Raw genomic sequence first — 14,681 nt, forward strand, 5'->3', positions numbered from 1 at the left:
CGGCTGATCCTCACGATGAAATCGACTGTCCTGCAAATGTCCTCTTCCTCGCCCGACCAGACGACCGCCACGATCATCGGCGAACTCTCCCTCGTAGACGGGCCGATACCGACAGACACCGCCGAAGCGCCGCGTAAGGCCCCGGCTGCGGCGGTCGCGGCGCGGCTCATGGATGAACTCGCTGATCATCCGGGCGACCTGATCTTCCTGGCGACGAACGAACGGCGCGCGGACGAGATCGCCTCGGCCCTGGGCGCTCTGGGATCTGCCGCAGGGCCGGACATTCTGGTCCTGCCGCCGTGGGATTGCCTGCCCTATGACAGGGCCGCCCCTTCGCGAGAGAGCATGGGGCGGCGGATGGCCGTGCTCGCAGCGCTGAAAGACCGCACGGTCGAACGGCCGCGATGGGTCGTGACCAGTCCCGAGGCCGCCATGCAGCGCACGCCGCCCCACGATGTGGTTGGCGACGTCTTTCACCTGCGGGTCGGCGATCGTCTCGATCGCCCCGCGCTGGAGGCGTTCGCCCGAAACTGGGGCTATGTGACCGACGACCGTATCGACGAGCCCGGCGAAATCGCCCTGATGGGCGAGGTCATAGACGTCTATCCGCCTGCCGCCTCTAACCCGTTCCGGATTTCCCTGTCCGAAGACGACGTCATCGTCTCGGTCAAGGCGTTCGACGCGGTCAGCCAGCGCAGCGGCGAGGCGGCCTCCTCGCTGCGGCTGGATCCGGCGAACGAACGGCGGGCGGTCGAGGACGAGGGTCCGGACACCCCAGGCTTGGAGCACCGCCTGTCCGAGCGCTACGACAGCCTGTCCAGCCTGTTCGGTTTCCTGCCTTCCGCCACGATCCGTCATGAAGCCGCCGTGGAGTCTCGTATCGCTCGGATCGACCGACAGACAGCCGAGGCCTACGAGGCCCGACGCGCCTTTGGCGACGCGGACGGTCCGCGTCCATTGCCGCCCGAGAGCGTCTATCTGACGCCGGAAGAGCTGATGGCCAAGCTGTCGACCTCCGAAGCCGTGTCCTTGCAGGGCGTGACGCCGGCGCCGAAGTTTGCCCGGGAGAAGGCGTCGGGCCCCGCGTTGAGGGCCTTTATCGAGCAGCAGCGCGCGGCGGACCGCCGTGTCGTCCTTGTCGGCCTGACCCACGAGCTCCGGGTCGTCACCCGCCTGTTGAAGCGAAGCGGCGTCGAGCCTCCCCAAACCATCGAGTCCTGGAACGAGGCCCGCCAGGCATCGCCGGGCGCGCTGGTCGCCCTGACGGCGGACCTGGATCAGGGGTTCATCGACCACCCGCAGGGTCTCGTCGTGGTCACGCCCTCCGACGTCACCGGCGGCCGCATCGCGCGGGCGACCGCAGCCACAACCAATCCCTTCGGCGAGACCGAGCTGAGAGCCGGCGACGTCGTGATCCACGAGGACCACGGTCTGGGCGTTCTGCAGGCGCTGGAGATGATCGAGGCCGATGGCGTGGAGCGCGACGTGCTGCGGCTCGAGTATCACGGCGGCGCCACGGTGCTGGCTCCCGTTGAGTCCTTCTCGCGCATCTGGCGCTATGGCTCCGAGGCCGGCGCGGTGACGCTCGACCGCCTCAACACCGAGGGCTGGATCAAGCGACGCGCCGAGGTCAGCGCCCGGATCGACGAGACGGCGGCGATCATGGTCGAGCAAGCCCGGGCTCGGGCGGCCATTTCGACGCCGGCGATCGCGCCGCCGCGCGCGGCCTATGAGACGTTCGCCGCAGGCTTTTCCTTCCCCGAGTCGGCGGACCAGATGGCGGCGATCGAGGCTGTCGTGTCCGACCTGGCATCCGGCAAACCCATGAACCGTCTGATCTGCGGCGACGTTGGATTCGGCAAGACCGAGGTGGCCTTGCGGGCGGCCGCCGCCGTCGCCCTGTCCGGCCGACAGGTTATGATCGTGGCGCCGACGACGGTCCTCGCGCGCCAGCATCACTCTCTCTTCCAACGGCGCTTCGAGGACGCCGGGATCGCCGTCGGACAGCTGTCTCGGATGACGAACGGCGCCGAGGCCCGCAAGGTCAAGGCGGGTCTGGCGGACGGCTCGCTACGGGTCGTGGTCGGCACCCAGGCCCTTGCCTCGCAGAGCCTGTCCTGCGCCGATCTGGGTCTGGTGGTCATCGACGAGGAGCACCGGTTCGGGGCCAAGATGAAGGCCGGCCTGTCGGCGCGTGCGCCGCATGTCCTCGGCCTCACCGCCACCCCGATACCCCGCACCCTGCAGGGCGCAATGGTGGGGATTCAGGATGTCAGCGTCATCGCCAGTCCCCCGGCGCGACGCCGTCCGATCCGCACGTTCCTGACCGATTTCGACGGCGGATCGGTTCGGATCGCCCTGATGCGCGAGGCGTCACGCGGCGGACAGAGCTTTGTTGTCGCCCCCCGCATCGAGGACCTGGGCTCGCTGCAACAGCAGCTTTCCAAACTGGTCCCTGAGCTGAAGGTCCTCGTCGCCCACGGCGAACTGGCCCCCGACAAGATGGATGCGGTGATGACCGGCTTCGCGGCAGGCGACGGCGATGTCCTGCTGGCCACCAATATCATCGAGAACGGTCTGGACGTACCGCGGGCCAACACCATGGTGGTCTGGCGCCCGGACCGGTTCGGACTCGCGCAGCTGCACCAGCTGCGCGGCCGGGTCGGTCGCGGCCGGCGCCAGGGCTATGCCTATCTGCTCAGCGACCCGCAGGCGCCGTTGTCGGAGAACACCCTGTCGCGGCTGCAGACGCTGGAGGCTCTGGACCGGCTGGGATCGGGCTTCGCGATCAGCGCGCGGGACCTCGACCTCAGGGGCGGGGGCGACCTTGTCGGCGACGAACAGGCCGGCCATATCCGGCTGATCGGCGCCAGCCTGTATCAAAGGGTGCTCGCCCGCGCCCTCAAGATCGCGCGCGGCGAGCCGGCCCCGGACCCGGCGCCGCCCAAACTCAATCTGACCTCAGGAGGCTGTCTGCCTGTCGACTACGTCCCGGACCCCACCACCCGCATCAACCTTTACGCGCGTCTCGCCAGACTGACAGCCGTGGAGGACATCGACGCCTTCCACGAAGAGGTCGAGGACCGGTTCGGCCCCCTGCCCGAAGGCGCGTCGATGCTGTTGAGCGCCGCCCGTCTGACGGCCCTGGCCATCGCGGCCGGAGTGACGGAGATCACCTCGGGGCCCAAGGCCACCGCCTTCACTGTCAGCCCGCCCGTTGCGAAGGCCCTTGCCGACACCCTCGCCCTGACGCCCGAGCGGCGATGGTCAAACGACCGACTGATCGTCGAGGCCGATGAGGGGATGCCTCACGACCCCGCCTTCGTGGAAGCTGTGCTGACGGAGCTTGCGGCGGCATGAAATCGCCCGCCCTGATCGCCCCGGCCGACCGTCAGCGCCTTCTGACCCAGACACGCCGGCTGAAGATGGCGCGATCCGCCCACGCCTATGTGCGGGGCAGTACGAAGCAGTTCTACGCCTGGCTTGAAAACTCGCCGACGGGGATTCCCGAGGGGCCGCCGGTCTGGATCTGCGGCGACTGTCATCTCGGCAACATGGGCCCGCTCGCGGACGGCAAGGGCCGGGTGCGGATCCAGATCCGAGATCTCGATCAGACCGCCATCGGCAACCCGGCGCATGACATCATCCGGCTGGGCCTGTCTCTGGCCTCGGCGGCGCGCGGTTCGGACCTGCCGGGCGTGACCACGGCTCGGATGCTGGAAGGTCTGATGGCGGGATATCAGGCCGGGCTCGCCGGAGACTTCGACCGGGGCAAGGACCGCTCCAACCGGCCGGAGCTTATCCAGCGTCTTCTGTCTCAATCGCTGCGGCGACGTTGGTCCCAACTCGCGACCGAACGCCTCGACCCGGATCGGCCCCGCCTGCCGCGCGGCAAGCGGTTCTGGTCGCTGGAGACGCCGGAACGAGAGGGGCTGACCAACCTGCTGCGCGCAACGGATGTCTCCAACCTGATCTCGGGCGACCACGGTCCGGATAAAGGCGCGATCGGTCTGGTCGACGCCGCCTACTGGATGAAGGGCTGCAGCTCGCTCGGACGGCTGCGATACGCCGTGCTGGTTCGCCTCGGGGACGGCCGCAAGGCGAGGCTCGGTCTGATCGACGTCAAGGAGGCGGACGCCGCTGCGGCGCCGCGCTCGACGCTCGTCGCCATGCCCCGTGACAACGGCATTCGTGTGGTGACAGGCGCGCGGGCTCTGTCGCCGAACCTCGGCGAACGCATGGAGGCAGGGCGGCTTCTGGACCGCGCTGTGGTGATGCGCGAACTGGCCCCCCAGGACCTGAAACTGGAACTCGCACGCACGACCCGATCCGAGGCGGACCTCGCCTGTATGATCGAAACCCAAGCGGCGCCCTACCTAGCCTCCGGAGCGCTGGTGAGCGTGCTGGACGACTGGCGTCCGATGCTGCCGCCCAACTATCTCTACTACGCGGGCCGTCGCAATCCGCCCCCGGCGCTACGGGCAATCATAGATGCCTTGAAGGGACCGGTTATGAACGCGCCTGTGGAGCCCTGACGTGCAATATGGCTGGAAGCGGACGTGGCCAAAGACCGAGAAGAGTCATATTCGAAAATGATCGCCCCCCAACTTCGCGTCTAAGGAGAGTTCTGCGAAATAGCCGCTTGAGCTCTCAATCTTCCGCACGCCTCATCGCCCGGTTCGGATCAAAGCCGCCCGCAAAACGGGTCGCATCAGCTCATAGCCCGGCGTTAGAGGATGCACTCCATCCCGAGTTAGATCGCTTCGCAGCGCCCCGTCTGACGTACCGACGGCATGGTGATAGTGGGCGAAGGCGGCGCCTGTTGCACCGCGAATGTCCGCAACCACTCATTGAGTTGGCCAACCCGCGGACGAGGATCCGGGAGATCCCGCCCCCATGAAAATCGAGCAGCCGGCGTTATGCTTCCGAGGATCAAGCTGATGCCGTGGTCTCGAACGACTGCGGCCATCGCTGTGATGTTATTCTTATAGTCAGCCGGGGTCGTTGGGCCGGTGTTGCCTGCAGTGTCGTTGATGCCGCACATCAGATGGATCACCTTGGGGGTCAAGGCCACCGCATCAGGCATCAACCGCACGAGTATCTGCGCGCTCGTCTGACCATATGGGATGCTGCAGATGGTGGGACTTTACGTCTCCCGCACCTCACCGAGGCGGCGCGCAGGTCCCTCGCCATCGGCAGAGACCGCACCACGATCGTCAGCCACAACTGACAAGGCCCGACGCAAGGGCTGCTTACGGCTCCAGCAGAAGCGAAACCTTCACCCCCAGGGCGTCGGCGACCCGTTCCAAAGTGTCTAGGGAAATGTTGGTCTCGCCGCGTTCGATATGGCCCACGAACGTTCGGTGGACGCCCGCCAGATCGGCGAGCGCCTCCTGACTATGGCCATCGGCGCGTCGCAGCCGACGCACGTTGGCGCCAACGATCGCCCGTGTTCGTCCCCGCGCTTTCTCCATCCCTGGAAAGTGGCGATGTGCTGCCTATGACTCGACAGCATATAACTAGCATTATAAGTCGGCGGCTTGTCAGATAGAGGCCATCGCACATGATGAACGCGGCTCATCTCATCTCGCTCGACGCACTCGAGTCCGCGCACAACATCGTTCGAGTTGATTGAGCGTGACGGCCCTCTCACGCTCCCCACGCCGTACGCTCCGCGCCGCCGCCTTTGCCCGCGCTCTCAACCAAGCGATCTCGCGCAGCGGCCTGGACCGGAAGACTCTCTGCAGGGGCGCCGAAGTCCGAAAAGGCGTGTTGGAATCTTGGATGAACGGGAATTCGGTCCCGCAGGCCGCGTCCAGCTTCGCATCCCTGGCGCGCTTAGAACCCCTGCTGTCGCTTCGACCGGGATACCTGACATCCCGCGCAAGGCGGGTGAATCATCTCGACCTCGGCATGCCTAGGATCGATGCCAAACGGCCGATGGGGCTTAGCATTCCTCGCTGGTTGATCGATTGGCACATTCCAGCCGACTTCTCCGCCAGGACGTCGAGCGAGCAGCAGGAGATCGGACGTTGGCTGACAGAGACCTTCGCCACCGATCCCCACAAGATTGCGATGCGGCATCAGAGATTCAATGGCTTCGACCTGCGCCGACACACAGTGTGGGAACACGGCAGGGAAACGACGGCAAGGCCGCCGACGCCACGCCAGCTCCGCCTATGGAGCCGCCCCTCCCCTCCCTGTCTAATCGAAGAATGGCGCGACCTGTCAGGCTTCAAGACCGCACGATTCAATCCGCCTGGCCTGCGGCGAACCGCGGCCTGGTCACGCGAGACCGCCAGCGCTCACGGCGCCAAGCTGGGCTGTCTCTTCGCCGCCGCCATCGATCACCATGGAGAAGTGGTCGGCAAGGCCAAAGCAGCGCCCGTCTTGTTGAGCTTCGCCATGCTTGCCGTCCCTCGGGTTTGGGACATAGCGATCGGATCCGCCGACAGTCGCAAGGGTCACCTGAGCCGCGGGGACACCCTCTTTCTGGCCTTGGGACGTACGCTATTGGACCCGCGGTCAGGCTGGCTCCCGCAGGCCCCCCATCTCGCCGGACGATTGCGGCGCATGGCTGGCGTCGTCAGCGACGACGACGTCACGGCGGCCCAGCAGGACTGGCCGGCGTTCTGCGCGCGGGCCCATGACCATCTGTCGATGCGGGTCGCCGACGTCGCCAGGCTCTCGGTTCGCGTCCGCGATCCATTGCGACCTATCGCACCCATACTGGACGCCCCCAATCCGCTGTTCATGATCGGAGCGATTGCAGAATATATGTGGTCACAGTCGCCCGATCCGCAGACCGCGCCTCTGGATTGGGCCAGACATGTGCGCGACTACCTCCTGCTGCGCATTGGCATGCACACCGCCTTGAGGTCGCGTAACATCAGAGAACTGCGGATCGGACAGATCGGCTTACCGAACTCAGGCGCGGGGCTTCTTGGAACGCGCGGTGAATTGAGACGGGAGAGGTCGGGCGGCTGGGAAGTCATAGTTCCTCGCGCGGCGTTTAAGAACAGCCGAGGCGCGCAGTTCGGCAGCGAGCCCTTCCGGGTGGCGCTGCCTGATTGGGATCACCTGCATGAGCGGATCGCGATCTACCTCGAGAAGGCGCGCCCTCTACTGTCGCGCTTCGGCAGTGCAGAGGACGCGGTGTTCGTAAGCGTGCAGAGGAAAGAAAGTCGGCCGATGACGCACAGTGAGTTGCAGCGTGCCTGGTGGGTGGCGATGGCCCAATACGGCATCCTCAATCCGTGGACCGGCCGCGGGCTGGTGGACGGCCTCCTCCCTCACGGGCCACATACAATACGAAGCATAGTGGCCACCCAGATTCTGAAGACCACAGGCTCCATCCACCTTGCGGCGTTCGCCATCCAGGATCATCCTGTGACGGTCCAGAAATACTACATTCGATATCTGCCGGCAGGACAGCGCGCACTCGTCGATGACGCCCTGGCACGGGCACGGACCTCGCACTTGGCGCTTTCCGGCAGAACTTCAGCCAAGAGTGATATTCCCCGCAAAAGTGGACGGGGTTAGGCTCAGGATCCATTGATGTGATGCGCTCGATCTGGTTCAGGCTCTGCAGGAGCGGCTGTCAAAGACGTCGCTTCGGAACGCCGCAGTGAACGTCCTCCCGCTGTTCAAGACCGTGCAGGGGATTTCAGCGAAACCGGCAGAAACTGCCCCCATATCATCGACCCGCTTTGCTCCGTAGACAGGACAAATACGCTCAGCAAAATCGGAAAAACGCACTGATTCTTGTAGAAGAATGCCTTAGGCGGCGACGAGTTCGAACCGCCGACCCTGTCGGTGTAAAGCCTATTTCCGACCGAGACAGTATGTCGACCACGCGTCCAACACCGCCCGTCTCTTCCTGAGCGCATCACTGCGCCGATAGGCCCGCTCCGTGTCGTCCCCGACCAGGTGCGCCAGACATTCCTCGATCGTCTCGCGTGCGAAGTCGGTCTCGTCACCGGCCCAATCCCGGAAGGTCGATCGCATGCCGTGGGGGGTAGCGTCAGCCCCCAGGTCTTTCAGCACCTTGTCCATCGCCGTATTGGATAACGCCCCTCCGGTCAGCGGCGCCGGAAACAGCAATTGATTGGGACGCGGGTTCGCCGGCCTCAGACCGTCGAGCACCTTCAAGGCCCCGAACGAAAGCGGCTGGCGGAAGGGGCGCATCTTCATCCGCTGCGCCTCGAGGCTCCATAGGTCCTCGTGGATCTCGCCCCAGGTGGACTCCAGGGTCATGGTCTCGCGCGCGATGGTCAGTATGGTGAACTCCATCGCCCTGGCGGCCATCCCCTGCTTGGCGGCGAGCCGCTGCATGAAGGCCGGGATTTCCTGATACGGCAACGCCCGCATGTGACCCCGCTGTAGCTTGGGCCTGGGCGGCAGGATGTGGGAGAGGTTCCCCTTCCAGACGGCGGGATTGTCGCCAGTGCGGTACGTCTTCACCTTGGCGTAGTCCAGCACGCGCTCCAGGCGATCGCGGAGCTTTCCGGCGCTTTCGGCCTTGGTCGTCCACATCGGGCGGAGAACCAGCAGCACCGCTTCCACGTCGATCCGGTCGACCGGCCGATGCTTGATCACCGCGGCATGGCTCTCGATCGAGCGCATCCATCCATCCTTGGTCTTGTCGCCCTTCCAGACCGCCTCCTGCCCGGCAACGAACTCCTTCCAGCAGACCAGCAGGCTCGGTGCCGGCTTGCCGGGCTTGAGTGCGACGACCGTCCCCTCCCCCAGTTCGGAGATGGGTGGAGCGATGACCATCGGGGCGTGGCGCTGCTGTAGGGGATTGACGCCGGACTTGATCAGTTTGCGCGCTTGATCCCGCTTCTCGCGGGCCTCGGCGAGACCGACGTCGTACAAAGAGCCCAACCCCATCTCATGGCTGCGGCGATGCATCATGAACCGGTAGATCCAGGTCTTCCCGCCGGTCGGCAGGACCTGAAGATGCAGGCCGAGACCGTCGGGATGGTAGCCCGGAGTCCGCATCGCCCGCACCGCGCGGTCGGTCAGTCTGTTGATCTGTCTTGCCATCGAAGACCTCCAATAAAGCGTTGGAAGTCAGACTCCTAGTTGCGGAGCCAGTTGGAAAACAACCCGAAAATCCACCCCCAAATGCGACAGCGCTCGCCTGAAACGGCCTGAAACGATGTGAACCGAATTCGCGTCGATCACATTCAGCTGATTCAAACTTAAGAGGTTTTCAGGAAACGAACTGAAACGACGTGTACGGACGAAATTCGCTTACCCGCGGAGCCACTCGGGCCTTAAAATCCCTCAACAATCCAGACCGTCCCCTCAGGGGCCCCGTCCTGCGCGGCCATAGCGGAATGGCGTCTGGACTCTTGATTCGCGGGGTTCTCTAACGCCATTTGCTCGCGCCAGGGCACCCGGATCCGTTGGCGCCTTGATGCCGCGGCGAATGCGCACCGACCTTCAGCCGTAACCTTATCCATATCCGTGCGTTTCGCCTCGGCTGTATTCGAGAGGGGCCATGACGGACGACACGAACGCGACATCACAAGCCGCCTTCGGCATTCAGGGGCTAGACGACATACTGGCGGGCGGACTGGAACGCGACCGGGTCTATCTGCTTGAAGGCAACCCCGGCACGGGCAAGACCACGGCGGCGATGAGCTTCCTCATGGAAGGCGCGTCGCAGAGTGAAAGCTCATTATACATCACCCTGTCCGAGACGGAGGACGAACTGCGCGCCACGGCCAGGTCGCATGGTTGGAATCTCGAAGGCGTGGACATTTTCGAACTTGTTCCACCGGAAAGTCTGCTGGACGAACAACAGCAGCAGTCGCTGCTCTACTCGTCGGACCTCGAACTCGGCGAGACCACCCGGATGATCTTCGAGCGGGTCGAAGCCAGCAAGCCCAAGCGCGTCGTCATCGACAGCCTGTCGGAGATTCGCCTTCTGGCGCAGAGCTCGCTGCGGTACCGGCGCCAAGTTCTGGCGCTCAAGCACTATTTCGCCAAACATGGCGCAACCGTCCTGCTGCTCGACGACCTGACGACCGACGTCAACGACAAGACCGTGCATTCTGTGGCTCACGGGGTCGTCCAGTTGCAGGAAATGACGCCCGAATATGGGGCCGAGCGTAGGCGCGTGCGCATCCTCAAATATCGTGCGCGGCGGTTCCGGGGCGGATATCACGACTTCACGATCAAGACGGGCGGACTAAGCGTCTATCCACGCATTGTGGCCTCCGAGCACAAGACCACTTTCGATCGCTCTGCGGTTTCCAGCGGCGTGTCAGGCCTCGACGCTCTGCTCGGAGGCGGGCTTGAACGGGGGTCAAGCGCTCTGATCCTGGGCCCTGCAGGTACAGGTAAATCGCTGTTCGCCATCATTTTCGCGGTCGCCGCGGTTCAACGAGGCGAAAAGGCGGCGCTGTTCATCTTCGACGAGGAACTGGGCCTGCTCTATGATCGCATGCTGAAACTGGGGTTCGATCTGCAGGCCATGCGGGCCTCTGGCGATCTGACCATCGAACAGATCGACGCCGCCGAGCTTTCGCCAGGCGAATTCTCTGCTCAAGTCCGCAAAGCTGTCGTCGATCACGATATCAAGACCGTCGTCATCGACAGTCTGAACGGCTACCAGGCGGCGATGCCGCAGGAGCAGTTCCTGGTTCTGCACATTCATGAACTGCTGCAATATTTGAACCGTCAGGGCGCCTCGACCTATCTGACAGTGGCCCAGCACGGACTGGTCGGCGACATGAAGGCGCCGGTGGACGTGACCTATCTGGCGGACACCGTCATCCTGCTTCGTTACTTCGAAGCGCTTGGCCATGTCCGGCGCGCGGTGTCGGTGATCAAGAAGCGATCGGGCAGGCATGAGAAAACCATCCGCGAGTTCGACATCGGGGAAGACGGTCTCACGCTCGGCGAGCCGCTGAGCGGGTTCCAGGGCGTGTTACGCGGCGTCCCGAACTTCGTCGGCCAAGGAACAGGCCTGATGGGCGACGCCTCCGCATGAGTAGCGGGGGCGCCCTTTCCGAGCGCTCGCTGGTGCTGGCTCCTACGGGACGAGACGCCGGCATCGCCGCCGCAATACTGGCCGAAGCAAATGCGCCGTCGCTCGTCTGCGCCGATCTGGCGGCTCTTCTGGAGGGGATGGAACAGGGCGCGGGTTTGGCAGTGATCGCCGAAGAGGCTCTACGGGACCGCGACGTGTCGGCTCTCTCGCGATGGATCGCGGATCAGCCCTCCTGGTCCGACTTTCCTATTTTGCTTTTGACCCGGAGGGGCGAGAGCATCGAACGCAATCCACTGGCGCAGCGGCTGTCGACAACCTTGGGCAACGTCAATGTCTTGGAACGGCCCTTCCATCCCACGACCTTGGTCAGCGCTGTGAGAAATGCTCTGCGTGGCCGCTATCGCCAGTATGAGGCGCGCGAACGGATCGAGCAGATACTCAAGGGCGAGATGCTGCTCGAACGACGGGTGACCGACCGCACCGCTGAACTTGAAGCGGCCAATCGGCAGTTGGCGTCGCAAATCGCAGAGCGCGAGCGGGTCGAGACGGCGCTCCGCCAAGCGCAAAGGCTGGAAGCCGTTGGTCAACTGACTTCGGGCGTGGCCCACGACTTTAACAATCTGCTCACCGTCGTCATCGGCAATGTCGAGCAGATGAGAAAGCGGATTGAGGACCCGGCGCTGCTTAAACGCTTATCCATGGTGGACGAAGCCTCCCAGCGGGGCTCCCGTCTAACGGCGCAACTCCTGGCCTTTTCCCGGCGCCAGAAACTCGAGCCGCGCTCGGTCGATCTGAACGAAACCGTTCGCAGCATGCGAGATATGCTGCAAAGCGCCATCGGCGGCAGCGTAAACATTCAGCCGCCGCTTCTGGCCGACGACTTGTGGCCTGCACTGATCGATCCGACCCAGATCGAACTCGTCATCCTGAACCTGGCGATCAATGCCCGCGACGCGATGGATGTAGGCGGCTCGCTCACCGTTTCGACCGCGAACGTCGTCCGAACCGAGCCTGTTCAATCTGAAGAACCTCCGGCCGGCGACTACGTCATGGTCGCCGTGTCCGACACGGGATCAGGAATGACGCCAGAGGTTCTGTCTCGCGCCTTTGAACCCTTCTTTACGACTAAAGAGGTGGGCAAGGGGTCCGGCTTGGGCCTTAGCCAGGTCTTCGGACTGGCGAAGCAGTCCGGAGGCGGTGTCAGCATCGACACCGAGGTCGGTCACGGCACGACGATCAAGGTGTTTCTCCCCCGCGCCAGCGCAGGCCCGATCAACGAGGAACAAGAGACGCACGTTCTTCATCGAGCCAGCGGCGCCGATCTCGTTGTCCTCGTCGTGGACGACGACGACGCCGTTCGCGAGGTGACGGCCGGTATCCTGAGCGACCTGGGCTATCGTGTGATCCAGGCGGGCGGTGGCAGCGCAGCGCTTGATCTGGTCGAAACTCATGACCGGATCGACGCCATGGTGCTCGATTTCGCCATGCCCGGCATGAACGGCGGAGACCTGGCGCGCGAACTTCGCTCCCGGCGCCCCGCTGTGCCGATCCTGTTCGCCACCGGCTATGCCGACCTGGACGCCCTCAAAGAGGTCGCAACGGACCTCATCGTCCATAAGCCGTTCAGCCAGGTCGAGTTGGGCCGAAAGGTCGCCGCGAGCCTCGCCGGGCGGTAACCCGAACCCTTGGTAAAGCCTGCTGCTTGAAGGCAGGCTTTCGCGAACGCGGTTCTCCTTCCCTCTCGCTGCACCTTGCTTTGCTGCATCGCACCACAATAGAATAGCAACGCTCGACGGGGGGAGCCTCTTATGCGTGTGGCAATGATTGGCGCCGGCTATGTCGGCCTGGTGTCTGGCGCTTGTTTTGCTGATTTCGGCCATGAGGTCGTCTGCATAGACAAGGACGCTTCCAAGATTGACCGTCTGGAGAGGGGCGAAAGCCCAATCTTCGAACCTGGCCTGGATGATCTGGTGCGCAGCAATGCGCGCGAAGGGCGGCTGTCCTTCGCCCTCGACGGCGCCGAGGCGATCCGTCAGGCGGACGCAGTCTTCATCGCCGTGGGCACGCCGAGCCGCCGCGGCGACGGCCATGCCGATCTCAGCTATATCTATGCCGCCGCTGAAGAGATTGCGGGCCTGATCGAGGGCTTCACCGTGATCGTCACAAAGTCGACCGTTCCGGTCGGGACGGGCGACGAGGTCGAAGCCATCATTCGCAGGGTCAATCCGAATGCGGACTTCTGCGTCGTGTCCAACCCCGAGTTCCTGCGCGAAGGCGCCGCCATCGGCGACTTCAAACGCCCCGACCGGGTGGTCATCGGCATCGAGGATATCGACAGTCCCACCGGCGTGCGCGCCCGCTCGGTGATGGGCGAACTCTACCGTCCGCTGAACCTGAACGAGAGCCCGCTGCTATTCGTCGGCCGACGGACATCGGAACTGATCAAGTATGCGGCCAACGCCTTCCTGGCGATGAAAATCACCTTCATCAACGAGATGGCCGACCTGTGCGAGGTCGTGGGCGCCGATGTGCAGCAGGTGGCGCGCGGCATCGGCCTGGACAAACGGATCGGCAGCAAGTTCCTGCACGCCGGGCCGGGTTATGGCGGATCCTGCTTCCCCAAGGACACCCTGGCCCTGGTCCGCACGGCCCAGCAGCATGGCGCCCCGGTTCGGCTGATCGAGACGACTGTCGAGGTCAATAACGCCCGCAAACAGGCCATGGCCGGTCGGGTGGCCCAGACCCTGGGCGACAGCGTGGCGGGCAAGACGGTCGCCCTGCTGGGCCTGACGTTCAAGCCCAACACCGACGATATGCGCGACGCCCCGTCGCTGGACATCGCGCCTGCCCTGCTCGCTGCGGGCGCCGTTGTCCGCGCCTTTGATCCCGAGGGAATGCACGAGGCCGGCAAGCTTCTGGACGGTGTGGAAATGATGGACAGCGCCTATGAGGCCGTCACCGGCGCCGACGCCGTGGTCATCGTCACCGAGTGGGACCAGTTCCGCGCGCTGGACCTGGACCGTATCAAGCTGTTGATGACCCAGCCGGTTCTGGTCGACCTGCGCAACATCTATCGTTCCGAAGACATGGTCCGGCGCGGCTTCAAATATTCGGGCATTGGGCGCGGCTGACCACGACGCGTCCTGCAAGGAGGGGTCGTCACTTGCGTCTGCACTGGCGAACCGTCTCGGAGCGCCTAGGTTAGACCTCCCTCACCCAGAAGGATTTTCGACCATGGACGTCATCTACAAGGCTCACGCCACCTCGACCGGCGGCGGACGCGACGAAGGCCGCTCGACCACCGACGACGGCAAGATCGACGTCCTGCTGTCCCTGCCCTCCGAAATGGGCGGAAAGGGCGGCGCGGGGACCAACCCGGAACAGCTGTTCGCCGCCGGATACGCCGCCTGCTTCATGGGCGCCCTGCGTCTGGTCTCGGGCAAGGCTGGTACGCCCGTCGGCCCGGACACGAAAATCCACACAACGGTCGGCATCGGCCCCAATACCCGTGGCGAGGGATTCAACCTGGATATCGCCATCAAGGTGACTGATTCCGGCCTGGACAAGGCGGTCATCGATGACCTTGTCCACAAGGCTCATGAGGTCTGCCCCTATTCCAACGCCACGCGCGGCAACGTCGACGTGGATCTCAGCGCGGAATAATCGCCTGCAATGG

General features: G+C 64.3%; 10 protein-coding genes. 7 read left to right on the forward strand and 3 right to left on the reverse strand.

The window, feature by feature from the left end:
• The first annotated feature begins 15 nt into the window (after positions 1–15).
• Both ACO05L_RS10795 and ACO05L_RS10800 read left to right on the forward strand, forming a co-directional pair.
• A complete protein-coding gene (locus ACO05L_RS10795) occupies positions 16–3,360 on the forward strand; it encodes a helicase-related protein (protein WP_421729179.1) in 3,345 nt (1,114 codons plus the stop codon).
• Positions 3,357–4,535, forward strand: coding sequence for a DUF2252 family protein (locus ACO05L_RS10800; RefSeq protein WP_421729180.1), 1,179 nt, complete (start codon positions 3,357–3,359; stop codon positions 4,533–4,535). Before ACO05L_RS10795 ends, ACO05L_RS10800 begins: the two co-directional genes overlap by 4 nt.
• A gap of 218 nt (positions 4,536–4,753) precedes the next feature.
• Here the strand turns inward: ACO05L_RS10800 and ACO05L_RS10805 are convergent, their stop codons facing one another.
• Together ACO05L_RS10805 and ACO05L_RS10810 are read right to left on the reverse strand one after the other, a co-directional pair.
• Positions 4,754–5,086, reverse strand: coding sequence for a GDSL-type esterase/lipase family protein (locus ACO05L_RS10805; protein WP_421729181.1), 333 nt, complete (start codon positions 5,084–5,086; stop codon positions 4,754–4,756).
• A 166-nt stretch (positions 5,087–5,252) separates the two neighbouring features.
• Entirely contained in the window at positions 5,253–5,429 is a 177-nt protein-coding gene (locus ACO05L_RS10810; protein WP_421729182.1) for a helix-turn-helix domain-containing protein, read from the reverse strand.
• 355 nt (positions 5,430–5,784) lie between these two features.
• Here ACO05L_RS10810 and ACO05L_RS10815 point away from each other — a divergent pair, with 355 nt between their 5' ends.
• Entirely contained in the window at positions 5,785–7,542 is a 1,758-nt protein-coding gene (locus tag ACO05L_RS10815) for a hypothetical protein (protein WP_421729183.1), read from the forward strand.
• Between the two features lie 282 nt (positions 7,543–7,824).
• Here ACO05L_RS10815 and ACO05L_RS10820 read toward each other — a convergent pair whose 3' ends face one another.
• Entirely contained in the window at positions 7,825–9,048 is a 1,224-nt protein-coding gene (locus ACO05L_RS10820; protein WP_421729184.1) for a tyrosine-type recombinase/integrase, read from the reverse strand.
• Between the two features lie 460 nt (positions 9,049–9,508).
• On the opposite strand from ACO05L_RS10820, the gene ACO05L_RS10825 reads away from it, so the two are divergent.
• The 4 genes from ACO05L_RS10825 (at position 9,509) to ACO05L_RS10840 (ending at position 14,668) form a co-directional block, all read left to right on the forward strand.
• Entirely contained in the window at positions 9,509–11,005 is a 1,497-nt protein-coding gene (locus tag ACO05L_RS10825; protein ID WP_421729185.1) for an ATPase domain-containing protein, read from the forward strand.
• Complete coding sequence (locus ACO05L_RS10830) at positions 11,002–12,681, forward strand: response regulator (RefSeq protein ID WP_421729186.1); 1,680 nt, start codon at positions 11,002–11,004, stop codon at positions 12,679–12,681. Before ACO05L_RS10825 ends, ACO05L_RS10830 begins: the two co-directional genes overlap by 4 nt.
• Positions 12,682–12,813: 132 nt before the next feature.
• On the forward strand, positions 12,814–14,136 hold the full coding sequence (locus tag ACO05L_RS10835; protein ID WP_421729187.1) for a UDP-glucose dehydrogenase family protein: 1,323 nt from the start codon (positions 12,814–12,816) through the stop codon (positions 14,134–14,136).
• 103 nt (positions 14,137–14,239) lie between these two features.
• Complete coding sequence (locus tag ACO05L_RS10840; RefSeq protein WP_421729188.1) at positions 14,240–14,668, forward strand: organic hydroperoxide resistance protein; 429 nt, start codon at positions 14,240–14,242, stop codon at positions 14,666–14,668.
• Positions 14,669–14,681 lie beyond the last annotated feature (13 nt).

It is taken from the genome of Brevundimonas sp. (genome assembly GCF_965227765.1).
Lineage (GTDB): Bacteria > Pseudomonadota > Alphaproteobacteria > Caulobacterales > Caulobacteraceae > Brevundimonas.

Coding starts and splice junctions, on each gene's coding strand:
- ACO05L_RS10795 (WP_421729179.1), top strand. CDS start 16: ATGAAATCGACTGTCCTGCAAATGTCCTCTTCCTCGCCCGACCAGACG.
- ACO05L_RS10800 (WP_421729180.1), top strand. CDS start 3,357: ATGAAATCGCCCGCCCTGATCGCCCCGGCCGACCGTCAGCGCCTTCTG.
- ACO05L_RS10805 (WP_421729181.1), bottom strand. CDS start 5,086: ATGCCTGATGCGGTGGCCTTGACCCCCAAGGTGATCCATCTGATGTGC.
- ACO05L_RS10815 (WP_421729183.1), top strand. CDS start 5,785: ATGAACGGGAATTCGGTCCCGCAGGCCGCGTCCAGCTTCGCATCCCTG.
- ACO05L_RS10820 (WP_421729184.1), bottom strand. CDS start 9,048: ATGGCAAGACAGATCAACAGACTGACCGACCGCGCGGTGCGGGCGATG.
- ACO05L_RS10825 (WP_421729185.1), top strand. CDS start 9,509: ATGACGGACGACACGAACGCGACATCACAAGCCGCCTTCGGCATTCAG.
- ACO05L_RS10830 (WP_421729186.1), top strand. CDS start 11,002: ATGAGTAGCGGGGGCGCCCTTTCCGAGCGCTCGCTGGTGCTGGCTCCT.
- ACO05L_RS10835 (WP_421729187.1), top strand. CDS start 12,814: ATGCGTGTGGCAATGATTGGCGCCGGCTATGTCGGCCTGGTGTCTGGC.
- ACO05L_RS10840 (WP_421729188.1), top strand. CDS start 14,240: ATGGACGTCATCTACAAGGCTCACGCCACCTCGACCGGCGGCGGACGC.